This is a genomic window from Bosea sp. AS-1 (genome assembly GCF_002220095.1).
Taxonomy (GTDB): domain Bacteria; phylum Pseudomonadota; class Alphaproteobacteria; order Rhizobiales; family Beijerinckiaceae; genus Allobosea.
Window position 1 is genome coordinate 2930481 of the sequence record NZ_CP022372.1, and the last position, 22298, is coordinate 2952778.

Sequence of the window (22298 nt, forward strand, 5' to 3'; positions counted from 1 at the left end):
CGCTCCAGCTGCCTCGCAATACGCTTGGTTACCTCATCACCCCTTCTTCTTGTCGTCGTCGCTGATCTCGGTGAATTCGGCATCGACGACGCCGTCGCCACCGCCCCGCGCTGCCCCGGTCTCCGCATCGGCTTGAGGCGTGGCCTGCATCGCCTCGGCGAGCTTCATCGAAGCTTGCTGCAGGGCATTCGCCTTGGCCTGGATCGCCGCGACGTCGTCGCCCTTCGCCGCCTCGCGCAGATCGTTCACCGCATCGTCGATGCTGCGCCGATCCGGCTCGGACAATTTAGCGCCGTGCTCCGACAGGGTTCGTTCCGTCGTGTGGAGCAGAGCCTCGCCGGCGTTGCGAGCCTCGATCAGCTCGCGCCGCTTCTTGTCCTCGGCCGCGTTGGCCTCGGCATCCTTCACCATCCGGTCGATATCCGCCTCGGATAGTCCGCCAGAGGCCTGGATCTGGATGCGCTGCTCCTTGCCGGTGCCCTTGTCCTTGGCCGAGACGTTGACGATGCCGTTGGCGTCGATGTCGAAGGTCACCTCGATCTGCGGCACGCCGCGCGGCGCCGGCGCGATGCCGACGAGATCGAACTGACCGAGGAACTTGTTGTCGGCCGCCATCTCGCGCTCGCCCTGGAAAACCCGGATCGTCACCGCGTTCTGGTTGTCCTCGGCGGTGGAGAAGGTCTGGCTCTTCTTCGCGGGAACCGTGGTGTTACGCTCGATCAGGCGGGTGAACACCCCGCCCAGCGTCTCGAGGCCCAGCGACAGCGGGGTGACGTCGAGCAGCAGCACGTCCTTGACGTCGCCCTGGAGGACACCGGCCTGGATCGCGGCACCGATCGCGACGACCTCGTCCGGATTCACACCCTTGTGCGGCTCCTTGCCGAATATCTTCTGCACCACCTCCTGGATCTTGGGCATGCGGGTCTGACCGCCGACGAGGACGACCTCATCGATCTCCTTGGCAGTCAGCCCGGCATCCTTCAGCGCGTTCAGGCAAGGTTCGATCGTGCGCTGGATCAGGTCCTCCACCAGGCTTTCGAACTTTGCCCGCGTGATCTTGATCAGAAGGTGCTTCGGGCCGGAGGCATCCGCCGTGACGAACGGCAGGTTGACCTCGGTTTGCGTCACCGTGGAGAGCTCGATCTTGGCCTTCTCTGCCGCCTCCTTCAGGCGCTGCAGGGCGAGCTTGTCCTTGCGCAGGTCGATGCCCTGTTCCTTCTGGAATTCGTCAGCCAGATAGGTGACGAGGCGCATATCGAAGTCCTCGCCGCCGAGGAAGGTGTCGCCATTGGTCGCCTTCACCTCGAAGACACCGTCGCCGATATCCAGGATCGAGATGTCGAAGGTGCCGCCGCCGAGGTCATAGACCGCGATCTTGGCCTGCTTCTTCTTGTCGAGTCCGTAGGCGAGCGCGGCGGCGGTCGGCTCGTTGATGATGCGCAACACTTCGAGGCCGGCGATCTTGCCGGCATCCTTGGTGGCCTGACGCTGGGCGTCGTTGAAATAGGCCGGAACCGTGACAACCGCCTGCGTGACTTTCTCGCCGAGATTGGATTCCGCCGTCTCCTTCATCTTCTGCAGGATGAAAGCCGAGATCTGCGAGGGCGAGTAAGGCTTGCCCTCCGCCTCGACCCAGGCGTCGCCATTGGCGGCCTTGATGATCTTGTAGGGCACGAGGCCCTTGTCCTTCTCCACCACCGGATCGTCATAGCGGCGGCCGATCAGGCGTTTCACCGCAAAGATCGTGTTGGTGGGGTTGGTCACGGCCTGCCGCCGCGCGGGCTGCCCGACCAACCGCTCGCCGTCCGAAGTGAACGCCACGATCGATGGCGTCGTGCGTGCGCCCTCGGCGTTTTCGATGACGCGTGCATTCTTGCCGTCCATAACTGCGACGCAGGAATTCGTTGTTCCGAGGTCAATTCCGATGACTTTGGACATCATGCTGCTCCCTGTCGTGTTTCAGCTTCTGTGCTTGCTTCCTGCTACGCCTTGCCGAACCGGAATTGGCGGACGGCCACGTCCCCGGGACGCGTGTCCCGCCCCTCACTTGCTTCCACCGGCCACCGGGATCTTGCGAGCCGTCTGCTGAGCTCCGGCTCTGGGAAAGGTCACGATCAAGACGCCGTTGTCGAAGCGTGCCTGGCTTTGGTCCTCGACCACCGCGCATGGCAGTCTCACCGTCCGCTGGAAGGTACCGTATGACCGTTCGATGATGTGGTAGCTGTCGTTGGGATCGACGCTGTCGGCCTTCTTCTCGGCACGAACCGTCAGGAGATCGCCCGCAAGCGAGAGATCGATGTCGTTGCTGTCGATCCCGGGCAATTCGATGGTGACACGAACCTGCCGGTCGTTGGCGCAGACATCGGTGATGGGACTGATCGGTGCATCCTGACGCCCCGCTCCGGACAGCCTGCCATGAAAGACATCGTCGAACAGTCGGTTCATTTCACGATGGAGTGCGTGAAACGGAGCTTCGACGCTTTGCGCCAAGGGGTTACGCGGACGATCGGGAGGAGAGCTGCCCTGTGTCATGAGATCGACCCTTCCTCGCCGTAGAAAATGTGTTGCTCCCGACCGGCTCAGCAACCGGCATGCCAGTTTGTATTTCTTATAAAATCAATACCTTGCGTGGTTTTTCTTAATTCGGAAGGACAATCTGTCCGAGGCGCTCCGGACAGATTGTCCAGGGCCACGGATCAGCGAATGGCAGCCTCCACCATCTGGGCGATCCAGGCTTCGAGGCCGAGGCCGGCCGCCTTGGCGCGCTGCGTGGCAGCTTCCGCAACGCCCGGCTTGAGCGGAACATCGTAGATGACGTCGTCGACGTTGTTCTGGCCGTAGACGAGGCGCGTGGCCTTCTGCGCAAAACGCATCACGCGCAGGCGCTTCTCGGCATCGGACAGCCCGGTCTCGGCGGCGACCGCCGGGCAGAAGAAGGCGATCAGGTGATCGGTGGCGTTGCCGGGAGAAAGGCCATGCTCCCGCAGCAAGGTGATCGCGGCAGCAAGCTGGTCGCTCTGCTCCAGTGCCAACCCCTTAGGCAATCGCGCATCGACTTCCGCCGCCACCGGTGGTGTGGCGAGGTCGTTCACCTTTGGGCAGGTAAAACCCGCTGCGAGCGACGCGCCGGCGACGAAGATCGATGCAGCAAGTGGCAGCCCTGCCAGGACACCTATCCTTTTCATCGATCGATCTCCGGTTTCCGATGTGGCCTCTGCTCAGTTCTGGCTTGCCGAAGGCGGCTTGCCGGAGGGGCCACCCCGCGCGATCCCAACCTTGGCCGGCCGCAGCGAACGCGATCCGATCGAATAGCCGGGCTCGACCACCTGGCTGACGGTCCCGTCCGGTACGGCAGGGTCCGGGACTTCGAAGAGCGCTTCATGGAAATGTGGATCGAACCGTTCGCCGATCGGCGAGAGCTTCTTGACGCCGTGCTTCGCCAGGACGTTCAGAAGCTCTTTCTCGGTGAGGTCCACGCCCTCGACCAGTGCCTTGACGAGGGCTTCGCCGCGGTGCGCTTCCTTACCAACGCTGGCCATGGCGCGTTGCATGTTGTCGGCGACCGGCAGCAAATCCCGGGCAAATTTCGTCACGGCATACTGGCGCGCATCGTCAAGGTCTCGCTCGGCCCGACGTCGCACGTTTTCCGTTTCGGCGAGCGCCCGGAGCAGGCGATCCTTCAGCGCCGCGTTTTCGGATCGAAGCTCCGTAAGCGTGGCGGCTTCCGATTGCAGAGGAGCCGACTCTCCCTCTCCTGCCGTAGTCTTGTCGCCCTCGCGAGCAGCCGATTGTTCGCCGCCAGAACTCGGTTCTCGCGGTCTGCGGGAATCCAGCTCGGGGTCAGCCGAACCGTCGGGTCGGCCGGTCCTCTTAGCCTCGTCCTTTCCAACGACCATTTGGGCCTCCGATCGAAAATATCGCTTCGCGGCTCGCCAGGGATGTCGCGAGCTTTAACGGCCTAAACTGACGCGGGTTCCGTAAGGTGCGTTCATCTTGAAACCGTCTCAGGAGCGAGCCCGTCGAGATACCTCCATCAGGTCTCCGATCTCAGCCGAAAGCCCAGCCCTGCCAGCGTGCCCCCCTGGAAGATCAGGTCCACAGACAGGACCAGCCCCAGCAGCCATGAACTGTTAACCGGCCAGCCGAGCAGGAAGATCAGTCCGACAGCTGTCGAGAGAATGCCCGAGGCCACGACCCAGCCCCAGCCGCGTTCGGACATCGCCCCTGCCCCGAGCCATATCCGCATGATGCCGGAGGCTGCGGTGAACAGCGCCAGGAGAAGGGTCAGGACAGAGGAGGCCAAGGTCGGGTTCATAAGGGTCATGACCCCTGCGATGACGTAGAGAATGCCACTCAACAGCCACAGCAGGAAACCGGTCCAACGCGTCAGCCGGAACGACTGAGCGACCTGCAGCGCCCCGGCCACCATCATCGAGGCTCCGAGGTAGTAGACGGTGACCATGGTGGCGAGCAGCAGATGACTGCCTGCAATCAGCCCGAGGATGATGAAAGCGGCTCCCAGCGCGACGAACCAGCCCCAGGCGGCATGAACGTCCCCCGCTGGTGCGACGCCTTGGCTTCTGTCGATAGGTGTCATGAATCGGCTCCGCCTGTCGGCTATCGTGCCGAGAGCACCGCAACAGGCATGCCAACGCAGAACGGTTTTTATATCAGCATGTTAGCCTGATATCGCTCCGATCAAGAAGACAATCTGTCCCGCTCCCGGGGGACAGATTGTCCGGGCCGGCGGTGCGCTCAGGCGCGCAGAATCGGAAACAACGCGGTGCCGAAGCGTGCCCGTCGCGCGAGCTCGAACTGCTCGAGAGTCTGCGGTTTGACGAACAGGGCGACGACGTTCGGATGCGCATCCCTGACGCGCTGCTCGATCTTCGCCACGCAGTTTTCGATCTCCGCAGTTCTCATCTCGGGATCGAACTCGATGCTCAACGCCACCATCGCCTGGTCCGGCGCAAGCTGGGCCGTTAGGGCGCTGTTGGCGTGTGCGACACCGGGTTGCTCCTGGGCAAGCCGGCAGATCGCTTCCACAAGTGCAGGCGTGGCGCGCTCTCCGATCAGCAGGCTCTTGCTTTCGACCGCGAGCAGGACCGCGACGACAGCAAGGACGAGCCCGATCATGATCGAGGCGATGCCGTCGAAGATCGGCTTGTCGAACCATTGCGCGGCGAAGATGCCTGTAGCCGCGATCAGGATGCCGATGAGTGCGGCCGTGTCCTCGAACAGCACCATGAAGGATGGCGGGTCCTTGCTTTGGCGGAACGCCGTCCAGAAGCGAACATTTCCTCGGACCTTGGCGAAGCCGCGCCAGGCGACGAGCCAGGACGCACCCTCGAAGAGGAAGGACAGGCCCAGCACCACATAGCTGACCCCGGCATGCTGGATCGGCTCGGGTGCGAGGACATGGTGCACGCCCTGGTAGACCGAGACGCCGGCGCCGAGCGCGAAGAGCATCAGCGCGACGATGAAGCTCCAGAAATAGAGCTCCCGGCCAAAACCGAGCGGATGCACCAGATCGGGACGCCGGGCAGCCCGGCGATAGCCGTAAAGCAGCAAGGCTTCATTGCCGCAATCGACGACCGAGTGCACGGATTCGCTGAACATCGCGGCACTACCGGTGATGACGGCGGCAACGAGCTTGGTTACCGCCACCGCGACATTGCCGGCGAGCGCGGCGTAGACCACACGCCGACCTGCCGAGCGACGTTGCAGCTTCGGGTCCGACACGATGGCGGTCATGTCAGCCCTCCGCGACGGATGCGCCCGGGGTTGGTTTCGCTGGCGCCGTCACCGGCTTCTGCGGGGCGCCGGCGGCCGAGGCATCGCGCGGCAGCGGATATGCTTCCTCCCCCGCTGGCCAGCTTTCGACATAGATCGACTGGCTCGGGAAGGCGAAGCCGGTTCCAACCTTCTCGACCAGCGCCTTGATCTCAAGGACGAGCGCCTCCCTGATCCTCAGCCATTCGCCCCAGTCCGTGCTGCGGGTGAAGCAGTAGAGCATGAGATCGATCGATGAGCCGCCAAAATCGGCGATCCGTACGAAAAGCGGCGCATCGGGCGGCGCGGCGAAGTCCGGGTTGTTGCGGATCAGGGCCTCGATGCCGTCCCTCACATCGCGCAGCTGGTCGACAGTCGCGCTGTATTCCAGGCCGATCGTCCAGGAGATGCGCCGGCTCGTCATCTGAGAGAAGTTGGTCAGCGCATTATCGGCCAGCTTCGAATTCGGCACGAAGACGGGCGCCATATCGAAGCGGCGGACCTTCGTTGTCCGCAAGCCGATCGTCTCCACCGTGCCTTCGACCACGCCGTCCACCCGGATCCAGTCGCGGGTCTGGAAGCGCTGCTCGCCGATGATGAAGATGCCGGCGATCAGGTTCTTGAACAGATCCTGCGCGCCGAGCGCCACGGCGACGCCGACCAGGCCGAGGCCGGCGAGGATGGGGCCGACATGGATGCCCCAGATCTCGAGTACGACGGCGGCCCCAAGAGACAGCAGGACGATCCGGCTCACCCGCACCGCCCAGCCAACCATCGCTTCGTTGAAGATCGAGCGGTCTCCGTGAAGCAGCGAGAAGGCAGGGTCGACGATGGTGAAGAGCGCCCAGAAGAATGTGGCTGCAACCAGCGAGCGCGTGATGTCCGCGAGCACGTCCTTCGCACCCGCGGGCAGGTCGAGGAAGGCCGTGATCACGAACAAGGCGATGAGGATCGGGACGAAGCGCAACGGGGCCGCCAGCGCCGCCAGGATGTTTTCTCCTGCTGGCGTCTTATCCCCGATGGTCCAGCGCCGCAGGATCGTCAGCAGAATGCGGCCAACCAGGCGCCTCGCTGCGAGCGCGAGCGCGAGAATGAGTCCAGCCAGCGCGACCTGGCCGATCGTGATCCCGCCGAGGTCATGGCGCCAGACCTGCAGCAGCGTCGGCCAGTCAGCGACGAAGTTCCGGCTTGCAGCCTTTGTCTCCATATCCGTGCCCGCTGATCGAGAGAGGGGACGTCGCAGCCCAGCATGGCAGCAGCTTGGTCCGATTCCAGCCCATCTTGCGCATCGCACACAGAAAAGGCGGCCCGAACCCGCTGCTCAACCGGATAGAACGAGCTTGATGATCCCGCTCAAGAGGCCGAGCGACGCCACACTCGCCGCCCAGATTCCTGCCATCCAGGCGAGCCGTTTCCAGAGCGGCATGAGCGGCGCCATCAATGATATCCGTGCACGCCGGCCTTGCCGCGAAACACCCAATAGGCCCAGCTCGTATAGGCGAGGATGACGGGGATGATGACGAGCGCGCCGGCGAGCATGAAGACCTGGCTCGAATAGGGAGCGGCGGCATCCCAGATCGTCACGGCGCGCGGGACGACATAAGGATAGATGCTGATCCCGAGGCCGACGAAACCGAGCAGAAAGAGCGTCAGCGCCATCAGGAAAGGCAGTCTTTCGAAATCGCGCTTCAGGCTCCAGAACAGCGTCGCTGCGCAGATCGCGACCAGTAGCGGCACCTGCGCCGTCAGCAGCACGCCGGGCATGGCGAACCAGCGCCGCCAGTAGTCGTAGGCCAGGAAGGGCGTGGCCGCGCTGACGGCCGCCAGCGCGGCGAGCGTCGCCAGAGCCAGCCAGAAAGCGACGCGGCGCGCATGGCGCTGGCTCGAGCCTTCCGTTTTCCAGATCAGCCAGGTCGCACCGAGCAGAGCATATCCGATCACCACGGCCAGGCCGGTGAGCAGGCTGAAAGGGCTGAGCCAGTCCAGCCAGCCACCGGCATAGGCATCCTGCTCGACATGGATGCCCTGCAGGATTGCACCGAGCGTCACGCCCTGCGCGAAGGCCGCTACGAATGAGCCCAGGCAGAAGGCGACGTCCCAGAACGGGCGGTGACGCGGGTCGCGCCAGCGGAATTCGAAAGCGACGCCCCGGAAGATCAGGCCGAGCAACATCGCGATCATCAGCGGATAGGTCGCTGGCAGGATGATGCCATAGGCGAGCGGGAACGCGGCGAAGAGCCCGCCGCCACCTAGCACCAGCCAGGTCTCGTTGCCGTCCCAGACCGGCGCGATCGAGTTCATCGCCTGGTCACGCTCATCGCCGACCGCAAGGCTCGGGAACAGGAGACCGATGCCGAGGTCGAAGCCGTCCATCACGACATAGGCCATGACAGCAAAGCCGATGACGCCAGCCCAGAAGATGGTGAGATCGATGCTGGCCATGACGATCAGTCCTTCGCGTTGGCCGTGGCCACGACGCTGGGCGCCGGTGTGATGCCGGCCGCTCGTTGAGGCACGGGCGCCGGAACAGGCTCCCCGCTGCTGGGAGGCTTCGCCATGAGGCGCAGCAGGTAATAGACGCCTGCGCCAAAGGCGAAGAAGTAGACGATGACGAAGGCGATGAGCGAAGCTGCCACGGCCGGCGCCGCCAGTGGCGAATGGGATTCAGCCGTCCGCAGCAGGCCGTAGACCGTGAAGGGTTGGCGCCCAACCTCGGTCGTTACCCAACCGGCGATCACCGCGACGAAGCCGGACGGGCCCATCAGAATGGCGGCGCGATGCAGCCAGGACCAATCGTAGAGCTTGTGCCGGAAGCGGGCGAGCAAGCTCCAAAGGCCGATACCGAGCATGGCGAAGCCGAGCGCGACCATGACCCGGAACGACCAAAACACGATCGGTGCCGGTGGCCAGTTCTCGCGCGGGAAGTCGACGAGCCCCGGTAGCGGCGCGAAGGGATCGTGTTTCAGGATCAGCGAACCCAGATGTGGAATCGAAATCTCGTAGCGGACACGCGCCTCCTCGTTGCTGGGCAGGCCAAAGAGAATCAGCGGGGCGCCGTTCGGGCTCGGCTGGTAATCACCCTCCATCGCCAGGACCTTGGCGGGCTGATGCTCCAGCGTGTTGAGCCCATGCGCATCGCCGGCCAGGATCTGGATCGGCGCGACCAGCGCTGCCATCCACATCGCCATCGAGAACATCTTGCGGGCGCCGGGATTGGCCTGCTCCTTCAGGAGATGCCAGGCTCCGACGCCGCCCACCACGAAGGCGGTGGTCAGGTAGGCGGCGATGACGGTGTGGACGAGGCGGTAGGGGAAGCTCGGATTGAAGATGATCGGCAGCCATGAGCCAGCCGGAACGAACTGCCCTTTCGCATTGACGGCGAAGCCGGCCGGCGTCTGCATCCAGCTGTTCACCGAGATGATCCAGGTCGCCGAGATCAAGGTGCCGAGCGCCACCATGCAGGTCGCGAAGAAATGCAGGCCCTTGCCGACCTTGTTCATGCCGAACAGCATCACGCCGAGGAATCCGGCCTCGAGGAAGAAGGCCGTCAGCACCTCATAGGCCATCAGAGGCCCGATGATCGGGCCGGCCTTGGTCGAGAACACCGACCAGTTCGTGCCGAACTGATAGGACATCACGACGCCCGAGACCACGCCCATGCCGAACACGACGGCGAAGATCTTGAGCCAGTAACGATAGAGATTGGCGTAGACGCCCTGCCCCGTCTTCAGCCAGAGGGCCTCGAGCACCATGAGATAACTTGCCAGGCCGATCGAGAAGGCCGGGAAGATGAAATGGAACGAGACCGTGAACGCGAATTGCGCGCGGGCCAGGACGACCGGATCGAGCTGGTCGAGCAACGTCTTTCCTCCCGAAACGTGAAGCTCGCCTGCGGCCGGGCGCCATCGGGCGCCGACCTGCAGAACCGTGGCCTCAGCCCGCGACGACGCGGACCGGTATCGATTTGGCAGCTGGCGTGCCGCTGATCCTGTCGTAGTAGTCGAGCGGCAGGAGCGGATTGAGTTCGGGGTAGTAACCGGCGATGGATCCGCGCGGCATCGGATAATCGAGGACGGTCAAACCCTCGACGCGCCGGCCGACACCGTCCTCGCTGATCGTTTCGATGGCGATGCGTGCGCCTTCGTCCAGCCCCCGGTCCTCCCGGTCCTCCGCATTCATGAAGAGGACCATGCGGTCGTTGTAAACGCCCCGATAGCGGTCGTTGTAGCTGTAGATGGTGGTGTTGAACTGATCATGCGAGCGAACCGTCGCCAGCCGTAGCATGCTAGGATCAGCGACCACGTCATTGACCTCCAGCCCCGGCAGCAGAAGGAAGTTCGCCTTGCCGTTCGGCGTGTCCCAGACGCGCCGGCGCGGCGCGACATCCAGGTGAAAACCCGTCGGCTCCTTGATCCGCTCGGAGAACCCAGAATAGATCTCTGGATAGACCTCCGCGATCTTGTCGCGGATCAGGCCGTAGACGTCGATGAAGCTGTCCCAGGGGGTCTTGCTGTGCGGTAGGGCCGCCATAGCCATTCGGCAAACGATCTCTACCTCCGGCAGCAGATGCTGGCTGGCGGGCGTCAGGACGCCGCGCGAAGCCGTGACGTTCGACATCGAATCCTCGATCGTCACGAACTGCTCGCCCGCCGCCGTGACGATCCGCTCGGAGCGTGCGATTACCGGCAGGATCAGGGCGTCGCGGCCGTGGACGAGGTGGCCGCGGTTGAGCTTGGTCGCGATGCCCACTGTCAGGTCGAGCTTGCGCATGGCGGCGTAGGAGCGCTCCGTATCGGGGATGGCGCGCACGAAGTTGCCGCCCATGCCGATGAAGACCTTGGCGGTGCCCTTCTCCATCGCCTCGACGGATTCGATGGTGTGGTGGCCATGATGGCGTGGCGGCTCGAAGCCGAAGACATCGCGCAAGCGATCGAGATACTCCTGCGACGGCTTCTCATCGATCCCGACGGTCCGGTCGCCCTGCACGTTCGAATGGCCCCGAATGGGTGAGATTCCGGCACCCGGCTTGCCGAAATTTCCTCGCAGGAGAAGCAGATTGACGACCTGCTGCAGCAATCGCGAACCTTGCTGATGCTGCGTCAGGCCCATGCCGTAGCAGATCATCGTCGCACGCGACCGGATGTAGATCTCGGTGCAGCGCCTGATCTGCGCCTCGTCCAGCCCCGAGACGCGCACGATCTCGGACCAATCCTGTGCCAAAGCGTCCTCGCGAATGGCCTCGATCCCGACCGTATGCTCGCGGATGAAATCCTGGTCGATGATCCGCTCGCCCAGCGCCTCGCGCTCGAAGATCACCTTCATCATGCCCTTGATCAGCGCGAGATCGCCGCCAATGCGGATATGGACGAATTCGCTGGCGATGGCGGTCGAGCCGAAAGTCGCCATCTGCAAGACGTCCTGCGGTTCGGTGAAGCGGATCAGCGCCCGCTCCGGCATCGGATTGACCGCGACGATCGGCACGCCGCGCTTTCTGGCCTCGACCAGGTTGGTCATCATGCGCGGGGAGTTCGTGCCCGTGTTCTGGCCAATGACGAAGATCGCCTCGGCGTGCTCGAAATCCTCGAGGATGACCGTGCCCTTGCCGACGCCGATGGCCGGAGGCAGGCCACGGCTGGTCGGCTCGTGGCACATGTTCGAGCAGTCGGGAAAGTTGTTGGTCCCGAACTCACGAACGAACACGGAATAGAGGAATGCCGCCTCGTTCGGCGTGCGGCCCGACGTGTAGAATTCCGCCTGATGCGGGCTTTCGAGCCCGCGCAGGTGCTTCCCGATCAGGGCGAAGGCTTCGTCCCAGCCGCATGGCACGTAATGGTCCGAAGCCGCGTCGTACCGCATCGGCTCGGTGAGACGGCCCTGCATTTCCAGCCAGTAGTCGGATTGCTCCATCAGCGCCGAAACCGAGTGCTCCGCGAAGAACTCCCGCGTGACGCGGCGCTTGGTCGCCTCGAAAGCGAGCGCCTTGGCGCCGTTCTCGCAGAACTCCAGCGTTTTCTTGCAATCCGCATCCGGGAAGGCACAGCTCGGGCATTTGAAGCCGCCGGGCTGGTTCATCGCGAGCAAGGCCCGCGAGCCCTTGGTGATGACGCTCTGCTCCATCAGCACCTTGGCGGTCGCCGCGGCCGCTCCCCAACCACCGGCCGGGTGATGGTAGGTTTGGTAGCGTGGCTTGCTGTCGACCATGGCGAAACGCCTCCAAGGTGGCTAGCCTTGAGTAAAACACTCTATCATATTGAAATCTATAGACAATTTGTCCTTTGAATTTGGACATTTTGTCCATCCTCGCTTGTCGCGCAGCAGCTAAGTGGTTGAGCCGGCACGAATGTGTCTCTGGCACGATCGGTGCTATTTTCTGGCGAACACCGGCACCGATCTGGCGAAGGCGAAGCTCTCGATGATCCTGCGATCGAAGCCTGACTTCAGGGACATCCTGTTCGCGGTCAACGGCTCGATCCTGCCCCGGATCCTGCCGCAATTGGCTGGGATCGCGGCGGTCACTGCCATCGCCGTGTTTGCGGCCGACGAGCATCCCGGCATCTTCGCCAAGATCAGCGCCATCCCGTTCACGCTGATCGGCATCGCCCTCTCCGTCTTCATGAGCTTCCGCAACAACGCCTGCTACGCGCGCTGGTGGGATGGGCGAAAGCTCTGGGGCGAGCTCATCATCGCCTGTCGCTCCCTGGCCCGCCAGGTTTCGTCTCTCGACGAGCGCCACCAGCGCTTCCTGCTGCGCGGGCTCTGCGGCTTCACTGCCGGCCTGGTGGTGCGCCTGCGCGGCGGGGACGAGTTGGCGGCGATTGAACCGTGGTTCGATACGGCCACCATCGCTGGCAACCCCAACCCGACGAATGCCGCACTCTACGAACTCGGGAAGTACAGCATCGCGCTCATGCACAATGGCGAGCTCAGCGCGATCCACTATTCGGTCATCGAGGGGCAGATGACGGCGCTATCCGATGTGCAGGGTAGCTGCGAGCGCATTGCCCAGACGCCAGTCCCTTTCGCCTATTCGCTGCTGCTCCACCGCACCGCGCTGGTATTCTGTACCACCTTGCCGTTCGCGCTCGCCGGCTCGCTCGCGTGGTGGACGCTGCTGCCCGTCCTGCTTGTGGCCTACACCTTCTTCGGGCTCGATGCTCTGGGCCATCAACTCGAGGACCCCTTTGGATCGCAGCCGAATGCCCTGCCGCTGAATGCCCTGCAGCGCACCGTCGAACGCGAATTGCTCTCCACGCTCGGTTACAAGGATTTGCCCGAGCCGATCCAGCCGAAGGACAATATGCTGAACTGACAAGGCCACTCTGCCATCAAACTGGGATGGCCTGCACCGAGGAGGAAGACGCCATGGCCCTGACTCGCAAGGAAGAAGAGCGCGCGCTGAATGCCGACGAGCGAGAGGTCGTCGCGCAGACACGCCATCCGGCTGTGCAGAATCTGCCCGACGACGCGTTGGATGCGCTCCTGAAGCGCCTGCGGGACCTGCGCGACAAGGCGAGCAGCCACGCCAATCAACAGCGCCGGGAAATGCGAGGCAAGGCCGCACCGCGAGGAGCCGAGCCCAGCACTGGAAACGCCGGATCGAGCTTGAAGGCAACCGTTCTTGCTACCGCGCTGAAGCGGCTGAATAGCGAGATTCAGCGTCGGGCGGAGATAACCAGAAACCACTCTCTGATCGAGAATGCCCAGCGCGCGCTCCATCTGAAAATGGAAGCGCAGCGCAAGAACATTCCATTCAATACCCGGCACGCCGGTCAAGGCATGCATGACATTCCGGACAAGGAGGTCGTCTCACTGATCCGGCCAGCAGAGCGCGGACGACTTCGGAAGGCGTCTCATGTCGCGCAGGCGAAACGGGATGCGGCTGAAAAATAGGCCGATCCTCCTGCTGCCGGCTCTGCAAACCGTTCGGCTCAAGCTTTCGCCGCGATCGTCATTCCATCGAACGCGACCTCGATGTCGTCAGGCAAGCGACTGGAAAGGCTCGCATAGTCCAGATCGACGTGAAGGTTCGTCAGGATCGCGCGCTTCGGCTTGAGCTTGGCGATCGTCTCAAGTGACTGCGCCAGATGGAAATGGCTGGGATGCGGCGTCTCGCGCAGGCAATCCAGGATCAGTACATCGAGGCCGGCCATAGCTTCAAATGCTGCAGGCGGGATCGAGCTGACATCCGGCAGGTAGGCCAGATCGCCGAAGCGGAAGCCGAGAGCTTCGTAATTGGGGCCGTGCTCGACGCGGAACGGCATCGCCTCGATCGGCCCGCCGGCGCCTTCGATGGTCTGGCCGTGGCCCGCGCGGATTTCATCCATATCCAGGATCGGCGGATAGTAGCTGCCGGATGGTGTCTCGAAGAGATAGCCGAAGCGCGTACGCAGCGAGGCTTGCGTGGTGACATCGGCATAGATGCGGATGCGCTGGCGCATGTGGAGGACCAGCGCGCGCAGATCGTCGATACCGTGGCTATGGTCGGCGTGGTCATGCGTCATCAGGACGCCGTCGAGCGCCGGCACTTCGGCCGACAGAAGCTGCTCGCGCAGATCCGGCGTGGTGTCGACCAGGACCCGGGTCGTGCCATCGAGTCCGGTGCGTTCCAGCAGGATCGAGCAGCGCCGGCGCCGGTTCTTCGGATTTCCTGGATCGCAAGCTCCCCAGCCGGAGCCCGGCCGTGGCACGCCACCGGAAGAACCGCAGCCGAGGATCGTGACCGTTAGCGCCATGAGCCGGCTCAGGCGACCGGCGCGACCGGCGCGGCGTGGTCCATCTTCCAGTAGCAGCGCCGGGCATTCTCGGTCGTGATCCGCGCGACTTCGTCGAAATCAACGCCTATCGTATCGGCCAGGACCTTCGCCGTTTCAACGACATAGGACGGCTCGTTACGCTTGCCTCTGAACGGGACGGGGGCGAGATAAGGAGCATCCGTCTCGATTAAAAGGCGCTCACGCGGGATCATGCGGGCGATGCGGCGCAGGTTTTCCGAAGTCTTGAACGTCAGAATGCCCGAGAACGACACGTAGAGACCGAGCTCGACCCCGGTCATCGCCAGCGCCTCACCGGCCGTGAAGCAATGCAGGATGGCGGGGAAGGCACCCTTCCCCATCTCCTCCCGCAAGATCGCGATCATGTCGTCATCGGCTTCGCGAGCGTGGATGACGAGCGGGAGCTGCGTCTCGCGCGCTGCGGCGATGTGGGTGCGCAGTCCCTGTGCCTGTGCGGCACGCGGGCTTGAATCGTAGTGATAATCGAGCCCGGCTTCGCCAATGGCGACGCAGCGCGGGTGGCGTGACAGCTCCACGAGCCGATCGGCCGTGACATCGAGCTCCTCATGCGCCTGATGCGGATGGGTCCCGACCGAGAACCAGACCGAGGGAAACCGTTCCGCGATCGCGGCGTAATCCGCGAAGCGGGCCACCCGCGTCGAGATCGTCACCATCCGGCCGACACCGGCGCCCTCGGCTCGCGCGACATAGGCCGCCAGGTCTTCGGCAAAGTCCGGAAAGTCGAGGTGACAATGCGTGTCGATCAGCATCACGCGGCCTGACCGTCTTCCGGCTCGACATAGCGCGGGAAGACAGCACTTGGCGTCGGCAGCGGCGTGCCGCTGACCAGACGTCCGGCCTTCCCGAGCGCAGCGAAGCTTCGCGCCTCGGGAGCCGCGGCGAGCAGATCAAGGAGCTTGCCGGCGGCCACCGGCATCACCGGCTGGACCAGGATCGCGATCTGCCGGATGACCTCGATCGTGACATAGAGCACGGTATCGCGGCGAGCCGGATCGGTCTTGGTCAGGCGCCAGGGTTCGTTGCCGGCGAAATAACGATTGGCCTCCGCTACGACGGCCCAGATCTCGGCCAGCACCGTGTGAAGCGCGAAATCCTGCATCGCCGTCCGCGCGTTGGCGAGCGCACCGTCCGCCATGGCGAGCATGGCGTGGTCCGCCTCGGTCAGCGCCCCGCAAGGCGGCACCCTGCCCTCGCAGTTCTTGGCGATCATCGAGAGCGAGCGCTGCGCCAGATTGCCGAGATCGTTGGCGAGATCGGCATTGATCCGCCCGACGATAGCGTCGTGGCTGCAATTGCCGTCCTGGCCGAAGGAGACCTCGCGCAGGAAGAAATAGCGCAGCTGGTCGACGCCATAGGTCGCAGCCAGGTCGAAGGGATCGACCACATTGCCGAGCGACTTCGACATCTTCGTGCCCTTGTTGAGCAGGAAGCCGTGGCCGAAGACGCGCTTCGGCAGAGGCAAGCCGGCCGACATCAGGAAGGCCGGCCAGTAGACCGCGTGGAAGCGCACGATGTCCTTGCCGATGATATGGACATCGGCCGGCCAGTAATGCGCGCGCGGGCTCTCCGGATCGGGAAAGCCCGTTCCGGTCAGATAGTTGTTGAGCGCGTCGACCCAGACATACATGACGTGCTTGGGGTCGCCCGGCACCGGCAAGCCCCAGTCGAAGGTCGTGCGGCTGATCGAAAGGTCCTCCAGCCCGCTCTTCACGAAGGAAACGATCTCGTTCCGGCGCGTCTCCGGCGAAATGAAGTCCGGGACATCGTCATAGAGCTTCAGCAGCGCGTCCTGGTACTTGGCGAGGCGGAAGAAGTAACTCTCCTCCTCGACCCATTCGACCGGCGTCCCCTGCCCGCCGAGCCGCGTTCCGTCAGGCTGGAGAGTCGTCTCCTCCTCGCCATAGAATGCCTCGTCGCGCACCGAATACCAGCCGGAATACTTGGCAAGGTAGATGTCGCCATTGGCCTCCATCCGCCGCCAAAGCTCGTCGGTAGAGACCTTGTGGTCCGGGTCGGTGGTGCGGATGAAGCGGTCGAAGGAGCAGCCGAGCGAGCGCTCCATCTCCTGGAAACGCCCGGCGATCTTGTCGACGAATTCCTTCGGCGACAGGCCGTTCTGGGCGGCGGTGCGCGCGACCTTCTGGCCGTGCTCGTCAGTGCCGGTCATGGCGAACACGTCGTAGCCATCGAGCCGCTTGAAGCGCGCGATCGCGTCGGCGGCCACCATCTCATAGGCGTGGCCGATATGCGGCGGCCCGTTCGTGTAGTGGATCGCGGTCGTCAGGTAGAATTTCGGGGCCGTGGCCATCGTCTGTCCGAAAGCTTCGCTTCACGCTGCGCGCGAGCGGGAAACCGCAGCCGACAGATCATGAAACATCGACATCACCAGCGGGCGGCGGTCGAGATTATAGGTCTCGACCTCACGCGCTGAACGTTCCAGCTTTTCCCATACCTCCGCCAACGGTGCAAGGCGCGCCGGTTGCGCTGCAGCATGCGCGTGGAGATGGTCGGAGAGCCAGCCCTGTATCGTCTCGATCATCACAGCGAAGTCGCGCTCGCCCGCCTTTCCGGCGACATCCTCGGCCAGCGCCAGCAGGGCGTTGAGGTCGATCTGGGGCAGAGCGTCGAGCCGGGCCCGCACCGCCTCGACCAACGCCAGCGTCTCGGGATCGACATAGGTGAGCGCCCGCTTCACCGAGCCTTCGGCCAGCGAAGCGGCACGCTCCAGTGCGGATTGGTCGAAGGGCGTCTCCATGCGCTCCAGGGCCATACGGCCGGCTTCGACAACATCCGCTGCCGACAGCGGCTCGAAGCTCAGGAGCCGGCAGCGTGATCGGATCGTCGGCAGAAGTCGGCCCGGCGCATGAGCGACGATCAGGAACAGCGCCTGTGGGGGCGGCTCTTCCAGCAGCTTCAGCAGCGCATTCGCGGTCGGTCGGTCCATGTCCTCGGCGGAATCGACGATGCAGACGCGCCAGCCACCCTCTGCAGCGCTGGCACCGAAACGGTCGATCACGCGCCGCGCGGCGTCGACGGGGATATTGCTGGTGTAGCTCTTGCCATCGGGCTTCAGGCTGCGCCGCAGGAGATGCAGGTCGGGGTGCGACCGGGCCATGACGCGTCGCGTCGCCGGGTCTGTCTCAGCGATGGCGAGGCTATCGCTGCGTGCCGCCCTTGCCGAAGGAGCGCCCGCGGCCAACATGAATCGTGCGGCGCGATAGGCGAAGCTCGCCTTGCCGATGCCCTCGGGGCCGCCGAGCAGCCAGGCGTGATGCATCCGGCCGCCACGCAGCGCGTCGAGAAAGGCGCGCTCCTGTACCGCATGGCCGATCAGCGCGAGCGTCTCGCGCGGGTGCGGCGCAATCGGTAGCCGGTCGGGTTCGTCGCTCGTCTCGCGCATCAAGGCTCTCGTGTCGTCATCAGGCGCTCGCTCAGCGCGGCCCAGGCCGCATCCGCCAATGCGGCCGGAGACTTGTCGGCGTCGAGCACGACGCAGCGCTGCGGTTCCCGGCGAGCAATTTCCAGGTAAGCCTCGCGCAGTCTGCGGTGGAAGGTGAGGGTTTCGCTTTCGAAGCGATCGACGCTTTCGCCGGGGCTGCGGCGCCGGGCGGCACGGGCGAGGCCGATTTCCGGGTCGAGATCGAGGATCAATGTCAGCTTCGGCATGAGCCCGTCGACGGTGACCTGCTCCAACTCTTTGAGCAGGCCGGCATCGATATCGCCGAGCACGCCCTGATAGACGCGGGTTGAATCGATGAAGCGATCGCAGATCACCCAGTTGTCCTGCGACAGTGCCGGGCGGATCAGACGGTCGATATGGTCGATGCGTGCAGCCGAGAACATCAGCGCCTCGGCAAAGGCACCATATTCCTTGATCCGGCCAGCGAGGACGGCCTCGCGAATGGCTTCTGCCTTTGGCGAGCCACCGGGCTCGCGCGTCGTCACGACGCTCGCGCCGTCCGCGCGCAACCTTTCCGACAAGGCGCGTGCCAGCGTCGATTTGCCGGCGCCCTCGCCGCCCTCGAGCGTGATGAAATGTCCCCGGCTCACGTCAGGACCGCGTGACCCGGGCGAGCGCCTGCCGAACCCAACCGGTCGACAGCTCGAGCAAGGCATCCAGCGCCCGGCTTTGCAAGCTTCCGGCTTTCACCGTCTCTGCCGCGTAGAGCGGGACCTCCAGCGTCTTCACCTCTCCGCGCGAGACGACAAGCTGCGCGACGGCTGCGCCTTCCCGCACCGGCACGCTCAACGGCCCCTGATAGACGATCCGGGCGGAAAGACGCTCGCCGGTGCCGCGTGGCAGCAGCAGACTGACCGCGCCTTTCGTGCGCAGGGCGATACGGCCTTTCTCGCCGCCATAGACGCTTGCCTCGCCGACCACCTCACCATCGGAAAAGAGCTGACGCTTCTCGAAGGCACGAAAACCCCATTCGAGCAATTTGCGCGCCTCGGCGGCGCGGTCCCGCCCCGTCTTGAGTCCGTTGACGACAACGATCAGCCGTTGGCCATTCTCGATAGCCGAACCGACCAGCCCGTAGCCGGATTCCTCCAGATCGCCGGTCTGCAGTCCGTCCGCACCGATCTCCATCGTCAGCAGCGGATTGCGGTTCACCTGGCGGATCTTGTTCCAGGTGAATTCCTTCTGGCCGAAGATTTTATAGAGCTCGGGATAGGTCTTGATGATGTGGTTCGCCAATAGGGCGAGCTCGCGGGCCGTGACCCGCTGTTCCGGATCGGGCATGCCGGTCGCGTTGCGGAAGACCGACTTTGTCAGGCCAAGCGCCCTCACCCGCTCCGTCATGACCCGGGCGAAGGTCGCCTCGTCGCCGGCGATGGCTTCAGCGAGTGCGATCGCCGCGTCGTTCCCAGCCTGGACGATCAACCCTTGCAGAATGTCGGAGAGTTTGATCCGGCTGCGTACCGCCGCGAACATGGTCGTGCCACGCGCCGGCGCCCCGCCCTTGCGCCAGGCATTCTCGGAAATGCCGATTTCGCTGTCGAGATTGAGACGTCCTGCGCCGATTTCCTGGAAAGCGACGAGCGCCGTCGCGATCTTGGCCATGCTGGCCGGCACCATCGGGTCATCGGCCGCCTTCTCGTAGAGAACGGCACCGCTATCCGAATCGAGCAGGAAGGCGAAGGGTGCTGGCGACTGGAAATTCTGTGCGCGCGCTGCGGGAGCCGAGGCACAAGCCAGAAAAGCCAGCATCAACCCGCGTGCAAGCTTTCCGATCGTCCGGGAAGGCCTGCCTTGCGATGTCGGATGGAACGCCGCGCTCATGCTCCGATCAGAAGCAGAGCACCATGGCTCCGGTCAAGCCGGTCGAGCGTCAATTCCGCGCCAGGGACTGCAAGGGCTGCGGCGCGAGGTGGTTCAACGGATGCTTGCTGGAGAAGCGCTCAATCGGCTTCTTCTCGGGCGCAGCGAACAGGCTCGCAACATTGGCGCGGGCCGGCGGCAGCGTCGTACGCAGCGTGGCTGGAACCGCGACCGGCCTTGCGGCGTTAGCGATGGTGTCGAGATCGAACGGACGGTTTGGCGGCAGCGGAGCGCCGTGAACAGGCGTGCCCGCAGGGGTCGAAACGGGCGCGCGGAGGGGCGTAGAACTGGCGGAAGCCAGCGTAGCGACGACAGGCTCGCTTGGCGCGATCACGCGCGGTTGCGGCGGCGCATAAGCCTGGACGACAGGCTGGCTGACGGGGGCCGGTGCGGCAGGAGCCGCTTCAGGTTCGGAAGCCGGCTCGATGTCGAGATCGGGGCTCGGCGTGCGCGAGGTCGAAGCGCCGCTTGCGCTGGCAACCATGGTGCGTGCGCTCGTGCCCGGAATCGGCGCCGCGGAGCCGTCGGTGCGCAGCGTCGCAAGAAGGAGCTTGTCGTCCGAGCCAGCAAGCGATGCCTGCCCGAGATATTCCATCTTGATGCGTGCCGTACCGAGATGACGGAAGGCCAGGGCCTCGGCGGTCTTCTGCGAAACGTCCATCAGGCGGCCGCCATGGAACGGGCCGCGATCGTTGACGCGCACGATGATCGAGCGGTTGTTGAGCAGATTGGTGACACGCGCATAGGCCGGGAGCGGCATGGTCGGATGCGCGGCAGAGATGCTGTTGCGGTCGTAGACCTCGCCGTTAGCAGTGCGACGCCCATGGAACGCCTCACCATACCAGGAGGCCGTGCCGACGGCGGAGAAGCCCACCGGCTTCTCGAAGGGCACATAGCGCTTGCCAGCGACGGAATAAGCCTTGCCAACGAGCTGACGCCCGCCGCCCTTCGGCACCGGCTCGCCATCGGCGACGACACGCGGGCTGGCGGTGCCATATTTCCACTGCGGGAAGGCGCCGATTTCTTTGGATTTGCGACCGGCGACCTGATTGCCGGCGCAGTTGGCGGCAAGAAGTCCGGCGAGAACTACGCAGCCGAGCCGCAGGACGGAAATGTGACTGGAAGGCGCGATCGACGACACGGAATCTGCGGAAGACGTTTCCGTGGCCGAAAAGCGAGCGCCTCGAATCATGCCGTCATTCCGTCTTTCAGGCCAAAACTTCACACCGAGCCAGGTCGCGAGCGCAACCTTGCCGAGTTTTCGGCCAATTCCATTAAGGGATCGTTAAACGACGAAAACGCTACGCGCCGCCGTCAAGGGGCCATCCCGCTGCCCAGGAGCGGGCACAAAAGTGTCGGAAACCGGACACATGTCAACCCGATCCGACACCCCGATCAATTTTTCGAACCGGCGTGGCACCGGCGCCACGCTCAGGTAGAAGGCCGATTGCGCGCAGCGGAGCTGTCCAAACGGCAGAAAACCCACGACGTGAAGGGCGAGATCGGCGCCACCGAGCCCCTTGCAAAATCTGTGGGCGGGCGGCATTGAACGGGCCAACGGAAGGGTGGCCGAGTGGTTTAAGGCAGCGGTCTTGAAAACCGCCGTGGGTGCAAGCCCACCGTGGGTTCGAATCCCACCCCTTCCGCCAGAAACTCCACCGCTAGATTTAGTCTGTAATTTCAATGTTTTACGAGAGCGCAAAATCAAGGTAGACCCATATTGCCCCCAAAATTGGACCCATATTTGGACCCAGATTTGAACCCGTCTTAGGGAGGTGAAGTGGACGACCGCGAGAAGTTCGCCTGGATGGTAGCTGAGTCGAAAAAGCTCACAGCGGCCATCGCAATCCCCGACAGCACGATACCCGACATTTACACCGCCCCGTCGGATTGGGAGTTCATCCTTAAAATTGATGCTCTGCTTGAGGCTGCGGTCAGGATGGTCGTCAAGGCCAACCTTGTCGGCACCAAGCGCATGGACCAAGCTAAAATTGAAGCCTTCATCGACACGCTGGCTATGCGAGGACGCACATCCCTCCTTTCGCTGCTCGATGCGGCCGGCTGCGATAAGACCGAGATGGCTCTCATCGACGCCGTCAGGCTTCTTCGTAACGGTTTCGCCCACGATATCGTTCAAGTGCAGAAGTCGCTTATTGAGGTCATCAAGGCGCGCAAGGACAAGACCCAGCTCTTGAAATCGCTTTGTTATATTCAAGAGTATGACGAGGCGAAATTGATAAAGATGTACGAAGAGGACGGTCAATTTCTTCGGTTCAGTATCATCCACGGCGCGCTTGTATTTCTGGTCGTGGCCTACCACGGCGCGCTGAAGGAAGCCTGATTGACTAGACACTCCGAGCAATGCCAAAAAACAGGGGAGGCCCCGGTTGCCCGAAGTCTCCCCCTGAGGTTCA

The 22298-nt window shown here is 63.8% G+C and carries 21 protein-coding genes and 1 tRNA gene; 4 read left to right on the top strand and 18 right to left on the bottom strand.

The genetic code is table 11. The annotated features are described in order from the left end of the window. Positions 1-36: 36 nt before the first annotated feature. The 11 genes from dnaK to CE453_RS15790 form a co-directional block, all read right to left on the bottom strand. Positions 37-1938, bottom strand: coding sequence for a molecular chaperone DnaK (dnaK, locus tag CE453_RS15740; RefSeq protein WP_089177927.1), 1902 nt, complete (start codon positions 1936-1938; stop codon positions 37-39). A 105-nt stretch (positions 1939-2043) separates the two neighbouring features. Continuing rightward, positions 2044-2532 (bottom strand): Hsp20/alpha crystallin family protein, encoded by a 489-nt coding sequence (locus tag CE453_RS15745; RefSeq protein ID WP_089175448.1) that lies wholly within the window; start codon positions 2530-2532, stop codon positions 2044-2046. A 164-nt stretch (positions 2533-2696) separates the two neighbouring features. Further along, positions 2697-3185 carry a hypothetical protein gene (locus CE453_RS15750; RefSeq protein WP_157733058.1) on the bottom strand — a complete coding sequence of 163 codons (489 nt, stop codon included), beginning with the start codon at positions 3183-3185 and terminating at the stop codon, positions 2697-2699. Between the two features lie 33 nt (positions 3186-3218). Beyond that, entirely contained in the window at positions 3219-3896 is a 678-nt protein-coding gene (grpE, locus tag CE453_RS15755; RefSeq protein WP_089175450.1) for a nucleotide exchange factor GrpE, read from the bottom strand. A gap of 137 nt (positions 3897-4033) precedes the next feature. Further along, positions 4034-4597 (bottom strand): HdeD family acid-resistance protein, encoded by a 564-nt coding sequence (locus CE453_RS15760; RefSeq protein WP_089175451.1) that lies wholly within the window; start codon positions 4595-4597, stop codon positions 4034-4036. Positions 4598-4755: 158 nt separating this feature from the next. Further along, on the bottom strand, positions 4756-5754 hold the full coding sequence (locus tag CE453_RS15765; RefSeq protein WP_198302122.1) for a cation diffusion facilitator family transporter: 999 nt from the start codon (positions 5752-5754) through the stop codon (positions 4756-4758). A gap of 1 nt (position 5755) precedes the next feature. Further along, positions 5756-6979: a mechanosensitive ion channel family protein gene (locus CE453_RS15770; protein WP_089175452.1), complete on the bottom strand. Its 1224-nt coding sequence runs from the start codon at positions 6977-6979 to the stop codon at positions 5756-5758. Between the two features lie 114 nt (positions 6980-7093). Next, on the bottom strand, positions 7094-7210 hold the full coding sequence (locus tag CE453_RS15775; protein WP_089175453.1) for a DUF2474 family protein: 117 nt from the start codon (positions 7208-7210) through the stop codon (positions 7094-7096). Then, positions 7210-8214 (bottom strand): cytochrome d ubiquinol oxidase subunit II, encoded by a 1005-nt coding sequence (cydB, locus tag CE453_RS15780; RefSeq protein ID WP_089175454.1) that lies wholly within the window; start codon positions 8212-8214, stop codon positions 7210-7212. The genes CE453_RS15775 and cydB overlap by 1 nt, the downstream gene beginning before the upstream one ends. A 5-nt stretch (positions 8215-8219) precedes the next feature. Further along, on the bottom strand, positions 8220-9632 hold the full coding sequence (locus CE453_RS15785) for a cytochrome ubiquinol oxidase subunit I (protein ID WP_089175455.1): 1413 nt from the start codon (positions 9630-9632) through the stop codon (positions 8220-8222). Positions 9633-9705: 73 nt separating this feature from the next. Next, complete coding sequence (locus tag CE453_RS15790) at positions 9706-11973, bottom strand: FdhF/YdeP family oxidoreductase (protein ID WP_089175456.1); 2268 nt, start codon at positions 11971-11973, stop codon at positions 9706-9708. Positions 11974-12112: 139 nt separating this feature from the next. On the opposite strand from CE453_RS15790, the gene CE453_RS15795 reads away from it, so the two are divergent. Together CE453_RS15795 and CE453_RS15800 are read left to right on the top strand one after the other, a co-directional pair. Then, complete coding sequence (locus CE453_RS15795) at positions 12113-13081, top strand: bestrophin family protein (protein WP_248307753.1); 969 nt, start codon at positions 12113-12115, stop codon at positions 13079-13081. Between the two features lie 53 nt (positions 13082-13134). Continuing rightward, positions 13135-13662 carry a hypothetical protein gene (locus CE453_RS15800; protein WP_089177930.1) on the top strand — a complete coding sequence of 176 codons (528 nt, stop codon included), beginning with the start codon at positions 13135-13137 and terminating at the stop codon, positions 13660-13662. A gap of 38 nt (positions 13663-13700) precedes the next feature. On the opposite strand, the gene CE453_RS15805 is transcribed toward CE453_RS15800, so the two are convergent. The 7 genes from CE453_RS15805 to CE453_RS29470 all read right to left on the bottom strand — a co-directional run bounded on the left by CE453_RS15805 (position 13701) and on the right by CE453_RS29470 (position 21025). Next, the gene (locus CE453_RS15805) at positions 13701-14504 is read right to left on the bottom strand and encodes an MBL fold metallo-hydrolase (protein WP_089175457.1); all 804 of its coding nucleotides are present in this window, start codon (positions 14502-14504) and stop codon (positions 13701-13703) included. An 8-nt stretch (positions 14505-14512) separates the two neighbouring features. Beyond that, on the bottom strand, positions 14513-15313 hold the full coding sequence (locus CE453_RS15810) for a TatD family hydrolase (protein ID WP_089175458.1): 801 nt from the start codon (positions 15311-15313) through the stop codon (positions 14513-14515). Next, the gene (metG, locus tag CE453_RS15815; RefSeq protein WP_089175459.1) at positions 15313-16872 is read right to left on the bottom strand and encodes a methionine--tRNA ligase; all 1560 of its coding nucleotides are present in this window, start codon (positions 16870-16872) and stop codon (positions 15313-15315) included. The genes CE453_RS15810 and metG overlap by 1 nt, the downstream gene beginning before the upstream one ends. Before the next feature lie 21 nt (positions 16873-16893). Then, positions 16894-17964, bottom strand: coding sequence for a DNA polymerase III subunit delta' (locus CE453_RS15820; RefSeq protein WP_089175460.1), 1071 nt, complete (start codon positions 17962-17964; stop codon positions 16894-16896). Continuing rightward, positions 17964-18614, bottom strand: a complete 651-nt coding sequence (gene tmk, locus CE453_RS15825; protein ID WP_248307754.1) for a dTMP kinase — start codon at positions 18612-18614, stop codon at positions 17964-17966. The genes CE453_RS15820 and tmk overlap by 1 nt, the downstream gene beginning before the upstream one ends. 1 nt (position 18615) lies before the next feature. Next, a complete protein-coding gene (locus CE453_RS15830; RefSeq protein WP_248307755.1) occupies positions 18616-19773 on the bottom strand; it encodes a D-alanyl-D-alanine carboxypeptidase family protein in 1158 nt (385 codons plus the stop codon). 121 nt (positions 19774-19894) lie between these two features. Further along, the gene (locus CE453_RS29470) at positions 19895-21025 is read right to left on the bottom strand and encodes a septal ring lytic transglycosylase RlpA family protein (RefSeq protein WP_282568757.1); all 1131 of its coding nucleotides are present in this window, start codon (positions 21023-21025) and stop codon (positions 19895-19897) included. A gap of 418 nt (positions 21026-21443) precedes the next feature. Here CE453_RS29470 and CE453_RS15840 point away from each other — a divergent pair. Continuing rightward, positions 21444-21533, top strand: a tRNA-Ser gene (locus CE453_RS15840). Between the two features lie 131 nt (positions 21534-21664). Then, the gene (locus CE453_RS15845; protein WP_089175464.1) at positions 21665-22225 is read left to right on the top strand and encodes a hypothetical protein; all 561 of its coding nucleotides are present in this window, start codon (positions 21665-21667) and stop codon (positions 22223-22225) included. Positions 22226-22298 lie beyond the last annotated feature (73 nt).